The organism is Pseudomonas sp. BGA-UO-ETr-WB11 (assembly GCF_059567785.1).
The window spans coordinates 286637-306439 of sequence record NZ_JCAQOS010000006.1 but is presented as its reverse complement, the minus strand read 5'-3'; the positions used below and the strand labels follow the sequence as shown (position 1 = coordinate 306439).

Genomic DNA, 19803 nt, shown 5'->3' with positions numbered 1-19803 from the left:
GCAGGCGCCGCGAGCAGCCGCTTCGCGGCTTCAGCCGCGCCTACACAGCCCAAGAAGCCAGCGCCACAGCAGGACGGGCGTTTAGCTCACTTCTTCGGCTTGCTGACCTCATGCCCGAGCACGCCGCCCACCGCCGCACCAGCACCGGTGCACAACACGCCGCCGCACAACAGATGCCCCGCTACGCCGCCGACTACAGCGCCTGCGGCCGTGCCTTTTTCCTGATGGGACCAGTTGGCGCAACCGGTCAGGCCAACAGTGGCGAACAGGATGCCGGTGAAAAACAGTTTGGTACGGGTCATAGCGGGCACTCCAGTGCGCAAGCCTTACAAAAATCCCCGGCGCGGCAGTTGAGCGCGCCCGCAAGGAAATTTCATTCTCCTCCACCTGCGTCTGCTGTCTGTTCGCCAGCGAGCATAGGCCGAGCGATAACAGGCACCACTCAGCGCCAAGCGCAGCAATAGCGCGCGGCCAACCGCCTTTCAGCCACCCACCACAGCCCCACGCCTGCGAGCAGCCAACGCCCCGTGGTAACCTTGCCGGCATTGCCAAGCAGATGGGCCGTCGCCGCACAACAGCGCAGGCTGTGCCCCAACTTCGCCCCAAAAATTCAACGCCTAGCCATAAGCCTCTGATGACTAAAAACATTGCCGACCTGTCCGCCCACACTCCGATGATGCAGCAGTACTGGCGGCTGAAAAATCAGCACCTCGACCAGTTGATGTTCTATCGCATGGGCGATTTCTACGAAATCTTCTACGAAGACGCGAAGAAAGCCGCCAAGTTGCTGGACATCACCCTGACCGCCCGCGGCCAGTCGGCGGGCCAGGCGATTCCTATGTGCGGGATTCCCTACCACGCCGCCGAGGGTTATCTGGCCAAGCTGGTCAAGCTCGGCGAATCGGTGGTGATCTGCGAACAGGTCGGCGACCCGGCCACCAGCAAGGGCCCGGTGGAGCGCCAGGTGGTGCGCATCATCACGCCTGGGACGGTCAGCGATGAGGCGCTGCTGGATGAGCGCCGCGACAACCTGCTGGCGGCGGTGCTGGGCGACGAGCGCCTGTTTGGCCTGGCGGTGCTGGACATCACCAGCGGCAGCTTCAGCGTGCTGGAAATCCCCGGCTGGGAGAACCTGCTGGCCGAACTCGAACGCCTCAACCCGGTTGAGCTGCTGATCCCCGATGACTGGCCGCAGGGCTTGCCGGCGGAGAAACGCCGTGGCGTGCGCCGCCGTGCACCGTGGGATTTCGAGCGCGATTCGGCCTTCAAGAGCCTGTGTCAGCAGTTCGCCACCCAAGACCTGAAAGGCTTTGGCTGCGAGAACCTGACCCTGGCCATCGGCGCCGCTGGCTGCCTGCTGGCCTACGCCAAGGACACCCAGCGCACCGCCCTGCCGCACCTGCGCAGCCTGCGTCACGAGCGCCTGGATGACACGGTGATCCTCGATGGCGCCAGCCGCCGTAACCTGGAGCTGGACGTCAACCTGGCCGGCGGCCGCGAGAACACCCTGCAATCGGTGGTGGACCGCTGCCAGACCGCCATGGGCTCGCGCCTGCTGTCGCGCTGGCTGAATCGCCCGCTGCGTGATCGCTCAGTACTGGAAGCCCGCCAGGAATCCATCGCCTGCTTGCTGGAGCGCTACCGCTTCGAGAACCTGCAGCCACAGCTGAAGGAAATCGGCGACCTGGAGCGCATCCTCGCCCGTATCGGCCTGCGCAATGCGCGCCCGCGTGACCTGGCGCGCCTGCGTGATGCCCTCGCCGCCCTGCCGGAACTGCAGCAGGCGATGACCTTCCTCGAAGCGCCGCACCTCGGCGCCCTGGCCCAGAGCATTCGCACCTACCCAGAGCTGGCCGAGCTGCTGGCCCGCGCCATTATCGACAACCCGCCGGCGGTGATCCGCGACGGCGGCGTACTGAAGACCGGTTACGACGCCGAGCTGGACGAGCTGCAATCGCTCAGCGAGAACGCCGGGCAATATTTGATGGACCTGGAGATCCGCGAGAAGGCCCGCACCGGCCTGGCCAACCTCAAGGTCGGCTACAACCGCGTGCACGGCTACTTCATCGAACTGCCAAGCAAGCAGGCCGAATCGGCGCCGGCGGACTACATTCGCCGGCAAACCCTGAAGGGCGCCGAGCGGTTTATCACCCCGGAGCTGAAAGAGTTCGAAGACAAGGCGCTGTCAGCCAAGAGCCGCGCGCTGGCGCGGGAAAAATTGCTCTACGACGAGCTGCTGGAGCACCTGATCGGCCATCTGGCCGACCTGCAGGACAGCGCCGCGGCCCTGGCCGAGCTGGACGTGCTGAGCAACCTCGGCGAACGCGCCCTGACCCTCGACCTCAACCGCCCGCGCTTTACCGATGAGCCGTGCATGCGCATCAGCCAAGGTCGCCATCCGGTGGTCGAGCAGGTGCTGAGCACGCCGTTCGTGGCCAACGACCTGAACCTTGATGACGCCACACGTATGCTGATCATTACCGGCCCGAACATGGGCGGTAAATCCACCTACATGCGCCAGACCGCACTGATTGTGCTGCTGGCCCATATCGGCAGTTTCGTCCCCGCCGCCAGCTGTGAGCTGTCGCTGGTGGACCGCATCTTCACCCGCATCGGCTCCAGCGACGACCTGGCCGGCGGGCGTTCGACCTTTATGGTGGAGATGAGCGAAACCGCCAACATCCTGCACAACGCCAGCGACCGCAGCCTGGTGCTGATGGACGAAGTGGGCCGCGGCACCAGCACCTTTGACGGCCTGTCGCTGGCTTGGTCGGCGGCCGAATGCCTGGCCGGCCTGCGCGCCTACACGCTGTTCGCCACCCATTACTTTGAACTGACGGTGCTGCCGGAAAGCGAGCCGCTGGTGGCCAACGTGCACCTCAATGCCACCGAGCATAACGAGCGCATCGTGTTCCTTCACCACGTGCTGCCTGGGCCTGCCAGCCAGAGCTACGGTCTGGCCGTGGCGCAACTGGCAGGCGTACCAACGCCGGTGATTGCCCGTGCGCGCGAGCATCTGGCGCGCCTAGAAACCACCAGCCTGCCCCATGAAATCCCCCGCAGCGAGCCCGGAAAACCCGCCGCGCCGCTGCAAAATGACCTGTTCGCCACGCTGCCACACCCTATCCTGGAGGAATTGGCCAAGATCAATCCGGATGATATGACCCCGCGTCGCGCGTTGGAGCTGCTATATAGCTGGAAGACACGGGTCTAACGCTAGCGCCAGCAAGCTGTTAGAATCGCGCGCACTTTTAAGATGCCCCGGCCTATTAGCCTGGAGCCGCGGGCCATCAACTTGCCGAGCCAGAGAGTTCCAACCCTGTTGGGCTCAACGGCCGTCGCCTGAGGAGAAACCTAGAAATGACCTTCGTCGTCGTCGACAACTGCATCAAGTGTAAATACACCGACTGTGTGGAAGTCTGTCCGGTGGACTGCTTCTACGAAGGTCCGAACTTCCTGGTCATTCACCCGGACGAGTGCATCGATTGCGCCCTGTGCGAACCAGAATGCCCGGCGCAAGCGATCTTCTCTGAAGACGAGGTGCCGGAAGACCAGCAAGAGTTTATTGAGCTGAACCGTGATCTGGCCGAAGTCTGGCCGAACATCACCGAGAAGAAAGAATCCCTGCCGGATGCAGAAGAATGGGATGGCGTAAAAGACAAGCTGCAGCACCTGGAGCGTTAATCGCCCCTGTGTAACTGCCAAAAGGCCCGCCATATGCGGGCCTTTTGCTTTCTTGCAGGCAAAAAAAGGGGCGGGGATTACCCGCCCACTTTTTTGTCCCTAGTCCCTTTGTTTCCCACTTCATCATCCTGATGAGTCGCATCCCGCGATGTCCTGGCCGTCATCCTTGTCAGCCTGTGCCTGTCCGTCGGCACAGGTGAGATATTAGCCACTTACAGAATGACAACAAGCCCATGCAGGAGCTACCACAGGACCCAGGTTTAATTATTTAATCTATATATTTCAATAATTTAAGATCATAAAACGGCATACGCCAAGCCGCCGACACGGCGATCACCTACGCGCTTTGTAAGCCATGACTTACAAGCCTGCTCACCAATTCGTCGGTATTGCCTGATTTTCAGCAACCCGCCCCGCACCAAAAAAAATGCCCGCATCCAGAGATACGGGCATTTTTGTTATCGAACTGTTGGCTTCACTCAAAAGCCAGACAGTCACGACGCAGCGCTTACTGGAACAGCGACTCGCCAGACAGGCCGTTCTTCTCCATGATCTCGCGCAGGCGCTTGAGCGCTTCAACCTGGATCTGCCGAACCCGCTCACGGGTCAAGCCAATTTCCCGGCCGACTTCTTCCAGGGTGCTGCTTTCATGGCCGCGCAAGCCGAAACGGCGGATAACCACTTCGCGCTGTTTCTCGGTCAGTTCGGTCAACCACTGGTCGATGCTTTGCGACAAGTCATCGTCTTGCAGCAGCTCGCAGGGATCGGTGGGGCGGTCATCAGACAGGGTGTCGAGCAGAGTCTTGTCCGAATCTGGGCCGAGCGACACATCCACCGACGACATCCGCTCGTTCAAACCGAGCATGCGTTTGACCTCGCCCACCGGTTTTTCCAGCAGGTTGGCGATTTCTTCGGCAGAGGGTTCGTGATCGAGTTTTTGCGTCAGCTCACGGGCCGCACGCAGATAGACGTTCAGCTCTTTGACCACATGAATCGGCAACCGGATGGTGCGCGTCTGATTCATAATGGCCCGCTCGATGGTCTGCCGAATCCACCAGGTGGCATAGGTCGAGAAACGGAAGCCGCGTTCGGGATCGAACTTCTCCACCGCCCGGATCAGGCCGAGGTTGCCCTCTTCAATCAGGTCAAGCAGGGAAAGACCGCGATTGATGTAGCGACGGGCAATTTTCACCACCAGCCGCAGGTTGCTCTCGATCATCCGTTTGCGCCCAGCAGGATCGCCCTTCTGCGCCAGACGGGCGAAGTGCACTTCTTCTTGCGGGGTTAACAGCGGGGAGAAACCGATTTCATTGAGATAGAGCTGAGTAGCGTCTAATGCTCGGGTGTAATCGATGTATTTGTGTTGTTTCGGCGAGGTGGCGCTTTTGGATTTGGTCTTACTGACAGGAGCATCAGACTCCTCGTTAGACTCATCATCCAAAACGATGCCGGTCTCCAGCAGGAGCACATCATCGTCTACGTCAAACTCCGGCGCTTCTTTTTTGAGTGCCATTCTTATTGTCCTTCACTGAGTTCGACAACAAGCTCTGGCACCACCTACCTTCTGCTAAGCACCCAATCGGGCGACCGGAGAAGAACGTCCTTGGTAATACCGAAGCTCATCCGCCTACGCGCAAGAACAGGATGGCGACAACTCAACGCCGGGGCAGGTATTGCAGAGGATCAACAGGTTTACCCTGGCGGCGAATCTCAAAATGGAGCTTCACCCTATCGGTTCCTGTGGAACCCATCTCGGCAATCGACTGTCCGACTTTGACCTGCTGCCCCTCCCGCACCAGGAGCCTGCGGTTATGACCGTAGGCACTTACGTAGGTATCGCTGTGCTTGATGATGACCAGCTCGCCGTAGCCCCTTAAACCACTTCCGGCGTAGACAACAGAACCATCAGACGCAGCCAAAACAGGCTCGCCCAATTCTCCGGCGATATCAATTCCTTTATTCAAACTGCCGTTTGAGGAAAAACGCCCAATTACTGCGCCTTTTGAGGGCCATCCCCAGCCTGCAGCAGAGCGCGGCGTTGAGGTGATTGGCGTAACGGCTGGAGCGGGTTTTACCGGCGCCTGACTCTGCGCCGGCCTCACAGGCTTGGGCGCGCTGGCGTTAACCACAGGCGCAGGGCGCGCAACGGGCACAGGGCCACGGGCCTGGGCAACGCCAGGCGAGCCGCCAAAGCGGATGATCTGCCCAGTGCGAATCAGGTAAGGCGCAGGGATGCCGTTACGCGCTGCCAGGGTTTTCCAGTCCCAGCCAAAGCGAAAGGCGATCGAATACAGCGTGTCTCCGCGCTGCACCACATATTGACCACTGCTGGCCGGCTGACGCTGGGCAACCTGGGACGTCGTACGACCATTGCGGTCAACGACCTGCACACCGCCAGGCGGCTTGCTCGCACAGCCACTGAGCAGCGCCCCAAGCAATAAGCTGCTGAGCAGGTGCTGAGCACTGCCGAAACGCTTTCGCACATGTATGCCTGTCAACTTCACCGGTCTCTCCCTTGGCCGCTCGCGGCGCCTGACAGCTGGCGCATAGTCTGGCGCAATTAGTTAGCGTCTGCGCTGCGCGGTTGGTACAGCCCGGCCAACCACTCCAGTCCGACAACCAGCAACACACCGCAGAGGGCCAGAATGATCGCCATCAACAGTTGCGGGTCCTGCCCGCTAATTTCGGCAAATTGCCCAGGCAGAAGATTGCCCTCCAGTAACGGCAAGGATTCACCGTGGCTGTCCAGGCGCCAACTGAGGGTTTCTTTCCAGGGCCAGACTTTATTCAGCGACCCCAGCATCAACCCCGTGAGGAACGCCAGGCTCAGGTCGCGCCAGCGGGTCAGCATCCAGCGCAGCACGCTGGCAAAACTGATCAGCCCGACCAAACAGCCGCTGGCGAACACCGCCAGCAAGGCCAGATCGAGGTCCTTAACCGCCCCCAGAACCACGCCATACAGGCCGAGCAGCACGAGGATAAAGCTGCCGGATATACCCGGCAGAATCATCGCGCAGATGGCGATGGCACCTGCACAAAACAGGGTAAACGGGTCGCTGTCCAGCTGCACGGGCGACGCCACGGTAATCCAGTAGGCAAACCCAGCACCGAGCACGAAGCTCAGGCCACGGCTCCAGTTCCAGCGTTGTATCTCGCGGGCAACCAGGTGAGATGAAATCAAAATCAGGCCGAAGAAAAACGACCAGATTGGTATGGGCTGCTCAGCCAGCAGATAGGTAATCAGCCGCGCCAGGCTCAGGACGCTGGTGAGAATGCCCGCCAGCAGCACCAACAAAAAGGTCGCATTAGCCGCCTGCCAGGCCGCGGCAATGCGGCCACGCACCAGCAAACCAAGAGCCCGAGGAAAACTGGCCAGCGAGGCCAAGAGCTCGTCATAAATACCGGTAATAAAGGCGACGGTGCCTCCGGAAACGCCCGGCACAACATCTGCAGCGCCCATGGCAATGCCTTTGGCATAGAGCAGAAAATACTTTTTCATTGGGTCTTCCGGGCAATCAAACAATCAGGCCAAGGGGCCATTAAGCAAAGGCACAAAACGTACGTCATCCAGTACGTGACGGGTAAAACCCTGCTCGTCGCGCACGATCAGCAACAGCTGCTGCTCGGCGCCCGCGCCCACCGGGATCACCAGTCGGCCACCCGGCGCCAGTTGATCCAGTAGGGCCTGCGGCACTTCGGCAGCGGCGGCTGTGACGATAATACCGTTGTACGGCCCCAGGGCATTCCAGCCTTCCCAACCATCGCCCCAGCGAAATACCACGTTACGCAGATTGAGCTCTTGCAGACGCTCCTTGGCGCGCTCCTGCAAGGCCTGGATGCGCTCAACCGAGAACACCCGCTCCACCAACTGGGCCAGCACCGAGGTCTGGTAACCGGAGCCGGTGCCAATTTCCAGCACCTTGTCCAATGGCCCGGCGGCCAACAGCAGCTCGGTCATGCGCCCGACCATATAGGGCTGGGAGATGGTCTGGTTGTGGCCAATCGGCAGGGCGGTATCTTCGTAGGCGCGGTGGGCCAGGGCTTCATCGACAAATAGATGACGCGGCGTACGGCGAATCACTTCCAGCACGCGCGGATTGGACAGGCCTTCCTCGTACAGACGCTCGATCAGCCGCTCGCGGGTGCGCTGCGAGGTCATGCCAATGCCATGACGCTGCAATTGTTCTTGAGTGCGCATCAGAGCAGCCCCTCCAGCCAACCTTCCAGCCCGGCGAAGGCCTCAGGAAAGGTGCGATCCAGCTGCAGCGGAGTGATCGACACATAGCCCTGCATTACCGCATGAAAATCGGTCCCCGGACCGCCGTCTTCGGCATCGCCGGCGACGGAGATCCAGTAGCCTTCCTTGCCACGCGGGTTGACCACCTTGACCGGCGCCGCAGCACGGGCGCGATGACCAAGGCGAGTCAGCTGCACGCCGCGGATGTGATCCAACGGCAAATTGGGCACATTGACGTTAAGCACGGTACGCGGTGGCAGATCGAGCTTGGCGTGGGCTTCAAGCAACTTGCGGGCGAAATAGGCGGCAGTCGGCAGGTTATCCGGCTGACGCGACAACAGCGAAAAGGCAAACGCCGGGCGCTGCAGAAAGCGGCCTTCCAGGGCAGCGGCGACAGTGCCCGAATAGAGCACGTCATCCCCAAGGTTGGCGCCCAGGTTGATCCCCGATACAACCATTTCCGGCACCGGTTCGAGCAAGCCATTGAGGCCCAGGTGCACGCAGTCGGTGGGCGTGCCATTGAGGCTGATAAAGCCGTTGCTCAACCACTGCGGATGCAGCGGCCGGTCCAGGGTCAGCGAGCTGCTGGCGCCGCTTTTATCCTGATCGGGGGCGATCACTACGCACTCGGCATAATCCGCCAGCGCTGCATGCAGCGCTGCCAGGCCGGGTGCCGCCACCCCGTCATCATTGGAGATCAGAATACGCATGAAGTGTCCGTCTGCCCTGCAGGCAACAGATCGACCAGTTCGCGCACCACAACGGTGGCGAAACATCCGGCCGGCAGGACGAATTCTAATTGCAGAATGTCAGGCTCCGGATAATGCCACGTCAAACCGCCGATGGGCAGACGCAGAATGCGCCGTTCGTGCGTCATGCCCGCATCGACCAGCCAGTCACACAATACGGCCTCTTCACTGCCGACGCGTTGCTCAAGCAACTGAGCGGCACCGCTGGCCGGCGATGGGCCGGCGCCCCACAGCGGGCCGGTCGGATGCAGGTCAAGAATCGCCAGCCGTGGGTCGCTGCATTCAGCCTCGCCTGCGGGGAAAAAACTGCGGCTGTCGGTAAACGCCAGCAGGTCGCCGACCTGGGCTCGCTGCCAGCTGCCATCGGCAACGCGCGCCGCCAGCACCCGGTTGAACACATAACTGCGCGCTGCCGAGAGCACCCGAGAACGAATATTGCGCTGCTCCGGCAACACCTTGGCGATGGCAAAGTTACGTGCCTGGCCAACATTGCCACCCTCATGGCCGAAGCGCTGAGTACCGAAATAGTTCGGCACGCCTTGGGCGGCGATCTGCTGCAAACGCGCATCCAGGGCGGCGTGATCGGCGTCCAACTGGGTCAGGCGCAAGGTAAAACCATTGGCCGCGTGGGCGCCGCGCTGCAATTTGCGCTTGTGCCGCACGCTTTTGAGGATGCTCAGGGTCGGGCCTTCGGCCGCCGACAAGTCCGGATCGGCCTTGCCTGGCAACTGAATGCTGAACCACTGGCGAGTCAGGGCCTGACGATCCTTCAGGCCGGCATAACTGACCGTGCGCACCGGCACACCGGCGGCGCGGGCCAGGCGTTTGGCGGCTTCCTCGGTGTTCAGCTCACGCTTTTCGACCCACAACCACAGGTGCTCACCGGCGCCCTCCAGGGGGATATCCAGCACTTCGTCTACTTGAAAGTCTTCGGCAATCGCCTTCAACACCGCACGACCGAGGGGCGGACCGTAGGCACAAGGACCAAGCAATTCGAGTTCGTTCATGCACTCACCAGCAAGGCCACAGCGTGCACGGCGATGCCCTCTTCACGGCCAGTGAAGCCGAGTTTTTCCGTGGTGGTGGCCTTGACGTTGACCTGATCCAGCGCGACCTCCAGGTCGGCAGCAATCAGGTTGCGCATGGCGTCAATGTGCGGCGCCATCTTTGGCGCCTGGGCGACGATGGTGGCGTCGACATTGCCCACCTGCCAGCCCTTGGCCTTGACCAGCCCCAGCACGTGGCGCAGCAACACGCGGCTGTCGGCGCCCTTGAACTGCGGGTCAGTGTCTGGGAAGTGCTTGCCGATATCGCCCAGCGCCGCTGCGCCCAGCAGCGCGTCACTCAGGGCATGCAGCAACACGTCGCCATCGGAGTGGGCCAGCAAGCCGAATTTGTGCGCAATCTGCACGCCACCGAGGGTGACAAACTCGCCGTCGCAGAAGCGGTGCACATCGTAGCCATGGCCAATACGCATAAAACCCATCCTGAAAAAATCCGGATGGGATTCTACCTGCTTTGGCGGCCGTTAGCCGTTTAGGGTGGAAGCGTGATGACGCAAATGATCGTCGATGAAGCTGGCGATAAAGTAATAGCTATGGTCGTAGCCCGGCTGCAGGCGCAACCACAGTGGATGCTCCTGGGCTTTTGCCTGGGCCTGCAGAAGCTGCGGCTTGAGCTGGCTATCGAGGAAATCGTCGCGATCGCCCTGATCAATCAAGATCGGCAGTTTCTCCGTAGCCTCAGCCAGCAGCGCGCAGGCATCCCATTCGCGCCAGCGCGCACGGTCGTCACCCAGATAACGACTGAAGGCCTTCTCGCCCCACGGGCAGTTGCTCGGGTTGCTGATCGGCGCAAAAGCCGACACCGACTGATAGCGCCCCGGATTGCGCAAGGCACAGACCAGCGCGCCGTGGCCGCCCATGGAATGCCCGCTGATGCCGCGCCGTTGCGACACCGGGAAGTGCGCCTCGACCAACGCCGGCAACTCGTGCACCACATAGTCGTGCATCTGGTAATGGCGCGCCCAGGGTTGCTGGGTGGCATTCAGGTAAAAGCCGGCACCCAGACCGAAGTCCCAGGCACCCTCGGCATCATCCGGCACCTCGGGACCGCGCGGACTGGTGTCCGGCGCGACAATGACCAACCCCAGCTCGGCCGCCATGCGCTGGGCGCCGGCCTTCTGCATAAAGTTCTCATCGGTGCAGGTCAGCCCCGACAACCAGTACAGCACCGGTAGGCTCGCGCCCTGTTCGGCCTGAGGTGGCAGGTAGACGCTGAACTGCATGTCGCAACCCAGCACACTGGAAGCGTGCCGGTAGCGTTTGTGCCAACCGCCGAAGCTTTTCTGGCAGGAGAGGTTTTCCAGGACCATGAGGGTCACCTTAGAAGTGGATCACGGTGCGGATGCTCTTACCTTCATGCATCAGGTCGAAGGCGGTGTTGATCTCGTCCAGCGGCAGGTTGTGGGTAATAAAGGTATCCAGGGGAATCTCGCCGCTCTGCGCCTTGGCCACATAGCTTGGCAACTCGGTACGCCCACGCACACCACCGAAGGCCGAACCGCGCCAGACGCGCCCGGTGACCAACTGAAACGGCCGGGTGCTGATTTCCTTGCCGGCACCGGCAACGCCAATAATCACCGACTCGCCCCAGCCCTTGTGGGCGCACTCCAGCGCGGCGCGCATCAGCTGCACATTGCCGACACATTCAAAGCTGTAGTCCACACCGCCATCGGTCAACTCGACGATGACCTCCTGGATCGGCTTGGCGTAGTCCTTGGGGTTGATGCAATCGGTGGCGCCCAACTGCTTGGCAATTTCGAACTTGGCTGGATTGATGTCGATGGCGATGATGCGGCTGGCCTTGGCCATGCTCGCGCCGATGATGGCCGCCAGGCCGATGCCACCCAGACCAAAGATCGCCACGGTGGCGCCCTCTTCCACCTTGGCGGTGTTCAACACCGCGCCGATGCCAGTGGTGACGCCGCAGCCGAGCAGGCAGACCTTCTCCAGCGGCGCCTCCTTAGGGATTTTCGCCAGGGAAATTTCCGGCAAGACGGTGTACTCGGAGAACGTCGAGCAGCCCATGTAGTGATAAATCGGCTGACCCTGATAGGAAAAACGACTGGTGCCATCTGGCATCACGCCGCGGCCCTGGGTGCCGCGAATCGCCTGGCAAAGGTTGGTCTTGCCGGATTTGCAGAACTTGCACTCGCGGCATTCGGCCGTGTACAGCGGGATCACGTGATCGCCCACCGCCAGGGACGTCACGCCCTCGCCCACCGCCTCAACGATACCGCCGCCTTCATGGCCGAGAATGCACGGGAAGATGCCTTCCGAGTCTTCACCGGACAAGGTGTAGGCGTCGGTATGGCACACGCCGGTGGCGACGATACGCACCAGCACTTCACCCGCCTTGGGCGGCGCCACGTCGACCTCGACGATTTGCAGCGGTTGGTTGGCAGCAAAAGCAACGGCGGCACGGGACTTGATCATGGGGCTCTCCAGCGGAGTGAACGATGGCGCAGAGTGTAGATCAGCGCGCATTAGGGAATAATCAGCCGATTAGCAAAACATTATTGCCATGCAGGGATAATCAATGAGCAACTGGGAAGGCCTGGACGAGTTTGTCGCCGTCGCCGAATGCGGCCAGTTCACGGCCGCCGCCGAGCGCCTGGGGCTGTCGTCATCGCAGATCAGCCGCCAGGTCGCACGCCTGGAGGAACGCCTGCAAACCCGCCTGTTCTATCGCAGCACCCGCAAGGTCAGCCTGACCGAGGCCGGGCAAACGTTTTTGCAGCATTGCCAGCGCCTGCAGGACGGTCGCGAAGAAGCCTTGCGCGCCATCGGCGACCTGGCCGGCGAGCCCAAGGGCCTGCTGCGCATGACCTGTGCGGTGGCCTACGGCGAGCGGTTTATCGTGCCACTGGTCAACGATTTTATGGCCCAGCACCCGCAACTGCGCCTGGAGATCGAGTTGACCAACCGCCCCCTCGATCTGCTGCAAGAGGGCCTGGACCTGGCCATTCGCCTCGGTCGCCTGCAGGACTCACGCCTGGTGGCCGCGCGCCTGGCGCCACGGATCATGTACCTGTGCGCCGCGCCGGCCTACCTGCAACGTTATGGACGGCCCCACAGCCTGTCGGAATTACCGCAGCACAACTGCCTGATTGGCAGCAGCGATCAGTGGCTGTTTCAGCAGGAAGGGCGTGAACAGGCGCTGCGGGTGCAGGGTAACTGGCGCTGCAACAGCGGCGAAGCGGTGCTGGATGCAGCGCTGCGCGGCTTCGGCCTGTGTCAGTTACCGGATTACTACGTGCAAGCGCACCTGCGCAGCGGCGCCCTGGTGGCACTGCTGGAGGCGCAACAGCCACCCAACACCGCCGTCTGGGCGCTGTATCCACAGCAGCGGCATTTGTCGCCGAAGGTGCGGCAACTGGTGGAGCACCTGAAAAGCGGCCTGCGCGAACGACTGGCCGCGTGCATGGCCTGAACCCTCAGCAACCACCTCAGCGCTGCAGGGCGGGGCTCAGGCGCAGCATGTCCAACGCCGCATCCACCAGCGCTTCAGCCTCTTCTGCGAGGGCAAAGCTGTCCGGCACCAGCAACCACTGAGCGACGATGCCATCGATATAGCCGTGCAGGCTGATCACCGCCCGCGGGATATTCAAATTGGCCGGTAACTGGCCGCGGTGCACGGCGTTGCCCAGGGACAGTTCGATGCGGCCGTTGCAGGTCAGGTAAGCGCTCTGCCGCTGCTGGCGCAGATCGCACATGGCATCGGTGAACTCGCATTTATGGATGAGGATTTCATTGATCCGGCGGATCTTGGCATCCAGCGCCAACTGCTCGAACAACTTGATCAGCAACAGGCGCAGACAGCCCAGTGGATCGACTTCATCTTCGCTTTCACTGGCCTTGGCCAACTCGTCCAAGGGCTCGTGCAGGGTATCCAGCAGCGCTTGGACGAGGTCAGCCTTGTTGCTGAAATGCCAATAGATGGCGCCGCGGGTGACGCCAGCAATCGCCGCGATCTCGGCCAAGGTGGTGTGCGCCATGCCGCGCTGATGAAACGCCTGCTCGGCCGCTTCGAGTATCTGACTGCGGGTTTTCTGCGCGTCTTCTTTGGTGCGACGGACCATTTACTCAACCTCGGTCGGCAACAGTCACTCTGTTGCAGCAGTTGGCCCAGATGATCAGCATCTCGGCACTTAAGTACATTCATTGCAACAGATTGTGCCGGCAAAGAGCATTTACAAACAAGCATGAATGTAAGTATATTCCTTAGCATCCTACCTACATAGTCATTCGTTCAGCTTTTTTCTGCACGAACGCATCCCCGCTTTGCCGATTCGAGGTCTGCATGTCATCCAAGCCCGCCGTTCCCGCCCTGCTCCTGGCCATCAGCCTGACCACCCTGCTTAGCGCCTGCAAAGAGGAGCCGGCCACCGCCGCAGCGCCGCCGCCCAAGGTCGGCGTAATCACCCTGCAGCCCCAGGCATTTGCCCTCACCTCCGAGCTGCCGGGCCGCACCAGCGCCTATCGCATCGCCGAAGTACGGCCACAGGTTAACGGCATCATTCTCAAGCGCCTGTTCACCGAGGGCCGGGAAGTAAAAGCCGGTCAACAGCTGTACCAGATCGACCCAGCACTCTATGCAGCGACCCTGAAAAGCACCCAGGCCACCCTGCAGTCCAGCCAGTCGCTGGCCGAGCGCTACAAATTGCTGGTGGATGAACAGGCGGTCAGCCGCCAGGAGTTCGACGAAGCACGGGCCAAGCAGATGGAAGCCGAGGCCGCGCTGCAAACGGCCACCATCAACCTGCGCTACACCAAGGTGCTGGCACCGATTGCCGGGCGCATCGGCCGTTCGGCAGTCAGCGAAGGCGCCCTGGTCAGCAATGGCCAAAGCACTGCCATGGCGGTGATCCAGCAGCTCGACCCGATCTACGTCGACGTCACCCAGTCGTCCCTGGAAATCCTCAAGCTGCGCAACGACCTGGCCAGCGGCCGCCTACAGAAGGCCGGCAATAACGCCGCCACGGTCAAACTGCTGCTGGAAGACGGCAGCGAGTACCCGCAGGCCGGCCAACTGGAGTTCTCCGAAGTGTCGGTCGACCCCGGCACCGGTTCCGTGACCCTGCGAGCGGTATTCCCCAACCCCAAGCATGACCTGCTGCCCGGCATGTTCGTCCATGCACAACTGCAGGCCGGCGTCAGTGCCCAGGCAATTCTGGCCCCGCAACAAGGCGTGACCCGCAACCTGAAAGGCCAGCCCACCGCCCTGGTGGTCAATCAGAACGATCAGGTGGAACTGCGCGAGCTGCAAGCCGAACGCACCGCAGGCAATACCTGGCTGATCAATCACGGCCTGCAGGCCGGTGACCGGTTGATTGTCGAGGGCCTGCAATACGTCAAGCCGGGTGTCACGGTGACGGTCAGCGAGGCCGCCAATCTCGCGCCCGCCGCCGGTAAAGGGGAATAACCGATGTCGAAATTCTTTATCGACCGGCCCATTTTTGCCTGGGTGATTGCCCTGGTGATCATGCTCGTGGGCGGCTTATCGATCCTCAAACTACCGATCAACCAATACCCGAGCATCGCCCCGCCGGCGATCGCCATCGCCGTCAGCTACCCCGGCGCCTCCGCGCAAACGGTGCAGGACACCGTGGTGCAGGTGATCGAGCAGCAGCTCAACGGCATCGACAACCTGCGCTATGTCACCTCGGAAAGTAACTCCGACGGCAGCATGACCATCACCGCCACCTTCAACCAGGGCACCAGCCCCGACACCGCTCAGGTGCAGGTGCAGAACAAGCTCAACCTGGCCACCCCGCTGCTGCCGCAAGAGGTGCAACAGCAAGGCATTCGTGTAACCAAGGCGGTGAAGAACTTCCTGATGGTGATCGGCCTGGTGTCGGCCGACGGCAGCATGAGCCGCGATGACCTGGCCAACTACATCGTCTCCAACATGCAGGACCCGATTTCGCGCACCCCAGGGGTTGGCGACTTCCAGGTGTTCGGCGCCCAGTACGCCATGCGCATCTGGCTCGACCCGGCCAAGCTGAACAAATTCCAGCTGACCCCGATGGATGTGCAGAGCGCCATCGCCGCGCAGAACGTGCAGGTGTCGTCCGGCCAACTCGGCGGGCTGCCCGCCGTGGCCGGCCAGCAATTGAACGCCACCATCATCGGCAAGACGCGCCTGCAAAACGCCGAGCAATTCCAGAAGATCCTTCTCAAGGTCAACACCGACGGCTCACAAGTGCGCCTGACGGATGTCGCCGAGGTGGCCCTGGGCGGCGAAAACTACAGCATCAGCGCCCAGTTCAACGGTAAGCCGGCCTCCGGCCTGGCGGTCAAACTGGCCACCGGCGCCAACGCCCTGGACACCGCCAAGGCCCTGCGCCAGACCATCAGCGACCTTGAGCCGTTCTTCCCGCCCGGCGTGCAGGTGGTCTTCCCCTACGACACCACGCCCGTGGTCAGCGCCTCGATCACCGGGGTGATCCACACCCTGATCGAAGCCGTGGCGCTGGTGTTCCTGGTGATGTACCTGTTCCTGCAGAACCTGCGCGCCACCCTGATCACCACCATGACCGTGCCGGTGGTATTGCTCGGCACCTTCGGCGTGTTGGCGGCGTTTGGGTTCAGCATCAACACCCTGACCATGTTCGGCATGGTGCTGGCCATCGGCCTGCTGGTGGACGACGCCATCGTGGTGGTGGAAAACGTCGAACGGGTGATGAGCGAAGAAGGTCTGTCACCCAAGGAAGCCACGAAAAAATCCATGGGCCAGATCCAGGGCGCCCTGGTCGGTATCGCCCTGGTGCTGTCGGCGGTGCTGCTGCCGATGGCGTTCTTCGGCGGCTCCACTGGGGTGATCTACAAGCAGTTCTCGATCACCATCGTCTCGGCCATGGTGCTGTCGGTGCTGGTGGCGCTGATTTTCACCCCGGCGCTGTGCGCGACCCTGCTCAAGCCGATCCACAAGGGCGAAGGCCATGCGCCCAAGCGCGGCTTCTTCGGCTGGTTCAACCGCAGCTTCGACCGCAGCGTGCAACGCTATGAGCGCGGCGTGGCGAGCATGCTGCGGCACAAGGCACCGTACCTGCTGGCGTACCTGCTGATCGTGGTCGGCATGGTGGTGCTGTTTACCCGCATTCCCACCGCCTTCCTGCCGGAAGAAGACCAGGGCGTATTGTTCGCCCAGGTGCAGACCCCAGCAGGCTCCAGCGCCGGACGCACCCAAGCGGTGGTCGACCAGATGCGCAGCTACCTGCTGGAAGACGAAGGTGACACCGTCAGCTCGGTGTTCACCGTGACCGGCTTCAACTTCGCCGGCCGCGGCCAGAGTTCGGGCATGGCCTTTATCATGCTCAAGCCCTGGGGCCAGCGCTCGGCGGAGAACAACGTGTTCAACCTGGCCCAGCGCGCGCAGATGCACTTCTTCAGCTTTCGCGATGCCATGGTGTTTGCCTTCGCCCCGCCGGCCGTACTGGAACTGGGCAACGCCAGCGGCTTCGACGTGTTCCTCCAGGACCGCGCCGGCGTCGGCCATGAGCAACTGCTGGCGGCACGCAACCAGTTCCTCGGCATGGCCGCGCAAAGCAAGATCCTCGCGGGCGCGCGCCCCAACGGTCTGAACGACGAGCCGCAATATCAGCTGAGCATCGATGACGAACGCGCCAGCGCCCTCGGCGTGACCATGGCCGACATCAACAACACCCTGTCGATAGCCCTGGGCGGCAGTTATGCCAACGACTTTATCGACCGTGGCCGAGTCAAGAAGGTGTATATCCAGGGCCAACCGAACTCACGCATGAGCCCGGAAGACCTGAACAAGTGGTACGTGCGCAACAGTGCCGGCGAGATGGTGCCGTTCTCGGCCTTTGCCAGCGGCAGCTGGATCTTCGGCGCGCCCAAGCTGTCACGCTTTAACGGCGTGGAAAGTATGGAAATCCTCGGCACCCCAGCGCCGGGCTACAGCTCGGGCGAGGCCATGGCCGAAGTCGAACGCCTGGCCCGGCAGTTGCCCAAAGGCATCGGCTTCGCCTGGACCGGACTGTCCTACGAGGAGCGTCTGTCCGGCTCCCAAGCGCCGGCCCTGTATGCGCTGTCGCTGCTGATGGTGTTCCTCTGCCTGGCGGCGCTGTACGAAAGCTGGTCGATTCCGATTGCGGTGATGCTGGTGGTGCCCCTGGGGATTGTCGGCGCACTGCTGGCCACCAGCCTGCGCGGCCTGTCCAACGACGTGTACTTCCAGGTCGGCTTGCTCACCACCATTGGCCTGGCGGCGAAGAACGCCATCCTCATCGTCGAGTTCGCCAAGGAGCTGCACAGCCAAGGACGCAGCCTGCAGGAGGCCGCCATCGAGGCCTGCCGCATGCGTCTGCGACCGATCATCATGACCTCCCTGGCGTTTATCCTCGGCGTGGTGCCCCTGGCGATTGCCACCGGCGCTGGCTCAGGCAGCCAGCATGCCATCGGCACCGGGGTGATCGGCGGCATGCTCACCGCTACCGTATTGGCGATCTTCTGGGTGCCGCTGTTCTTCGTCGTAGTGTCTGCATGGTTCAGCAAGAAACAACCCAGCAACAGCCATGAGGAGGCCAGCCAATGAATAAGTCCCTGCTATCCCTGGCGCTCGCCGCCTTCACCCTCGGTGGCTGCTCACTGATCCCGGATTACCAGCAACCGCCTACCAGCGTTGCCGCACAGTGGCCGCAAGGTCCGGCCTACGGGCCCAACGCTGCGGCCGAGCAGGCCGCCAGCGAACAAGGCTGGCGCCAGTTTTTCCGCGACCCGGCCTTGCAACAGCTGATCCAGACTGCACTGCAGAACAACCTCGACCTGCGTGTGGCGGCGCTGAACATCGACGCCTACCGCGCCCAATACCGCATCCAGCGCGCCGAATTGTTGCCTGCCGTGAGCGCCGATGGCAGTGGCAGTCGTCAACGCTTGCCGGGCGAGCTGTCGTCCACCGGCAGCCCACAGATCAGCAGCCAATACTCCGCCACCCTGGGCGTCAGCGCTTACGAACTGGACCTGTTCGGCCGGGTTCGCAGCCTCAGCGAGCAAGCCCTGGAAACCTACCTGAGCAGCGAAGAAGCGCGCCGCGCTACGCAGATCAGCCTGGTGGCCGATGTGGCCAACGCCTACCTGACCTGGCAGGCCGACCTGGCCTTGCTGCGCCTGACCGAAGATACATTCAAGGCCTTCGACAAGAGCTATCAGCTGACCTTGCGTAGCAATCAGGTGGGGGTGGCTTCAGCCCTGGAACTCAGCCAGTCGCGCACCTCGGTGGAAAGCGCACGGGTGAAACTGGCGCAATACCAGCGCCAGGTAGCCCAAGACCGCAATGGTTTGACCCTGCTACTGGGCAGCAGCCTGCCGGCTGACCTGCCAGCGGGCCAACCACTCGATAGCCCACTGCTCAGCCCACTGGCCGCCGGTTTGCCGTCCGAGTTACTGCAACGGCGCCCAGACATTCTTGCCGCAGAGCACGCCCTGAAAGCCGCCAATGCCAATATCGGCGCCGCCCGCGCGGCGTTCTTCCCAAGCATCAGCCTGACTGCGAATGCCGGCAGCCTGAGCCCGGATTTGGCTGGGCTGTTTAATGCCGGTTCGGGTAGTTGGCTGTTTCAGCCGCAGATCAGCCTGCCGATCTTCAACGCCGGCAGCCTGCAAGCCAGCCTGGATTACAGCAAGATCCAGAAAGACATCCGCGTGGCGCAGTATCAACAGAGCATTCAGAGCGCCTTTCAGGAGGTCAGCGACGGCTTGGCTGCCCGCCAGACCTATCAGCAGCAACTGCAGGCCCAGCGTGATCTGGTCAGCGCCAACCAGGAGTACTACCGCCTTGCCGAGCGCCGCTACCTGATCGGCGTCGACAGCAGCCTGACGTTCCTGGTCGCCCAGCGCGCCCTGTTCAACGCCCAACAGTCACTGATCATCGACCGTCTGGCGCAACTGGGTAGCGAAGTGAACCTGTACAAGGCCTTGGGTGGCGGCTGGCTGGAGCAGGACGCGCCAATTAGCGGCCCGGCGGGCTAAAGAGATCTCGTAGGATGGATTGAGCGCAGCGATACCCATCAGGACGTTTTCACCATCGGCATGCGATGGGTATCGC

Annotated in this window: 17 protein-coding genes; 6 read left to right on the top strand and 11 right to left on the bottom strand. The window is 62.0% G+C overall.

Annotation, left to right across the window (positions count from 1 at the left end; genetic code table 11):
- Positions 1–86 precede the first annotated feature (86 nt).
- Complete coding sequence (locus AC56DI_RS10325) at positions 87–302, bottom strand: YMGG-like glycine zipper-containing protein (RefSeq protein WP_496346062.1); 216 nt, start codon at positions 300–302, stop codon at positions 87–89.
- A 344-nt stretch (positions 303–646) separates the two neighbouring features.
- Between AC56DI_RS10325 and mutS the strand changes: the two genes are divergently transcribed.
- Positions 647–3214, top strand: a complete 2568-nt coding sequence (gene mutS / locus AC56DI_RS10320; protein WP_496346156.1) for a DNA mismatch repair protein MutS — start codon at positions 647–649, stop codon at positions 3212–3214.
- A 146-nt stretch (positions 3215–3360) separates the two neighbouring features.
- Positions 3361–3684 (top strand): ferredoxin FdxA, encoded by a 324-nt coding sequence (gene fdxA / locus AC56DI_RS10315; protein ID WP_324518177.1) that lies wholly within the window; start codon positions 3361–3363, stop codon positions 3682–3684.
- 508 nt (positions 3685–4192) lie between these two features.
- On the opposite strand, the gene rpoS is transcribed toward fdxA, so the two are convergent.
- The 9 genes from rpoS to AC56DI_RS10270 form a co-directional block, all read right to left on the bottom strand.
- Positions 4193–5197, bottom strand: coding sequence for an RNA polymerase sigma factor RpoS (rpoS, locus tag AC56DI_RS10310; RefSeq protein WP_496346061.1), 1005 nt, complete (start codon positions 5195–5197; stop codon positions 4193–4195).
- 142 nt (positions 5198–5339) lie between these two features.
- Positions 5340–6188, bottom strand: coding sequence for a peptidoglycan DD-metalloendopeptidase family protein (locus AC56DI_RS10305; RefSeq protein ID WP_496346060.1), 849 nt, complete (start codon positions 6186–6188; stop codon positions 5340–5342).
- A 56-nt stretch (positions 6189–6244) separates the two neighbouring features.
- Positions 6245–7183, bottom strand: a complete 939-nt coding sequence (locus AC56DI_RS10300) for a polyprenyl-phosphate transporter (protein ID WP_496346059.1) — start codon at positions 7181–7183, stop codon at positions 6245–6247.
- 24 nt (positions 7184–7207) lie between these two features.
- Positions 7208–7843 (bottom strand): protein-L-isoaspartate(D-aspartate) O-methyltransferase, encoded by a 636-nt coding sequence (locus AC56DI_RS10295; RefSeq protein WP_496346155.1) that lies wholly within the window; start codon positions 7841–7843, stop codon positions 7208–7210.
- A gap of 38 nt (positions 7844–7881) precedes the next feature.
- On the bottom strand, positions 7882–8631 hold the full coding sequence (surE, locus tag AC56DI_RS10290) for a 5'/3'-nucleotidase SurE (RefSeq protein ID WP_496346058.1): 750 nt from the start codon (positions 8629–8631) through the stop codon (positions 7882–7884).
- Positions 8619–9677 (bottom strand): tRNA pseudouridine(13) synthase TruD, encoded by a 1059-nt coding sequence (gene truD / locus AC56DI_RS10285; protein ID WP_496346057.1) that lies wholly within the window; start codon positions 9675–9677, stop codon positions 8619–8621. Before truD ends, surE begins: the two co-directional genes overlap by 13 nt.
- The gene (gene ispF, locus AC56DI_RS10280) at positions 9674–10147 is read right to left on the bottom strand and encodes a 2-C-methyl-D-erythritol 2,4-cyclodiphosphate synthase (RefSeq protein WP_496346056.1); all 474 of its coding nucleotides are present in this window, start codon (positions 10145–10147) and stop codon (positions 9674–9676) included. Before ispF ends, truD begins: the two co-directional genes overlap by 4 nt.
- A 51-nt stretch (positions 10148–10198) precedes the next feature.
- On the bottom strand, positions 10199–11044 hold the full coding sequence (gene fghA / locus AC56DI_RS10275) for an S-formylglutathione hydrolase (protein ID WP_496346055.1): 846 nt from the start codon (positions 11042–11044) through the stop codon (positions 10199–10201).
- 10 nt (positions 11045–11054) lie between these two features.
- Positions 11055–12167, bottom strand: a complete 1113-nt coding sequence (locus AC56DI_RS10270) for an S-(hydroxymethyl)glutathione dehydrogenase/class III alcohol dehydrogenase (protein WP_496346054.1) — start codon at positions 12165–12167, stop codon at positions 11055–11057.
- Between the two features lie 103 nt (positions 12168–12270).
- On the opposite strand from AC56DI_RS10270, the gene AC56DI_RS10265 reads away from it, so the two are divergent.
- Positions 12271–13164: a LysR substrate-binding domain-containing protein gene (locus AC56DI_RS10265; protein WP_496346053.1), complete on the top strand. Its 894-nt coding sequence runs from the start codon at positions 12271–12273 to the stop codon at positions 13162–13164.
- 16 nt (positions 13165–13180) lie between these two features.
- Here the strand turns inward: AC56DI_RS10265 and AC56DI_RS10260 are convergent, their stop codons facing one another.
- A complete protein-coding gene (locus AC56DI_RS10260; RefSeq protein ID WP_496346052.1) occupies positions 13181–13813 on the bottom strand; it encodes a TetR family transcriptional regulator in 633 nt (210 codons plus the stop codon).
- A gap of 221 nt (positions 13814–14034) precedes the next feature.
- Between AC56DI_RS10260 and AC56DI_RS10255 the strand changes: the two genes are divergently transcribed.
- From AC56DI_RS10255 to adeC, 3 genes are read left to right on the top strand one after another with little or no spacing between them, the layout of a single operon-like run.
- Positions 14035–15156 (top strand): efflux RND transporter periplasmic adaptor subunit, encoded by a 1122-nt coding sequence (locus AC56DI_RS10255; protein WP_496346051.1) that lies wholly within the window; start codon positions 14035–14037, stop codon positions 15154–15156.
- Between the two features lie 3 nt (positions 15157–15159).
- A complete protein-coding gene (locus AC56DI_RS10250) occupies positions 15160–18294 on the top strand; it encodes an efflux RND transporter permease subunit (RefSeq protein WP_496346050.1) in 3135 nt (1044 codons plus the stop codon).
- Positions 18291–19727, top strand: a complete 1437-nt coding sequence (gene adeC, locus AC56DI_RS10245; RefSeq protein ID WP_496346049.1) for an AdeC/AdeK/OprM family multidrug efflux complex outer membrane factor — start codon at positions 18291–18293, stop codon at positions 19725–19727. The genes AC56DI_RS10250 and adeC overlap by 4 nt, the downstream gene beginning before the upstream one ends.
- Positions 19728–19803: the final 76 nt, after the last annotated feature.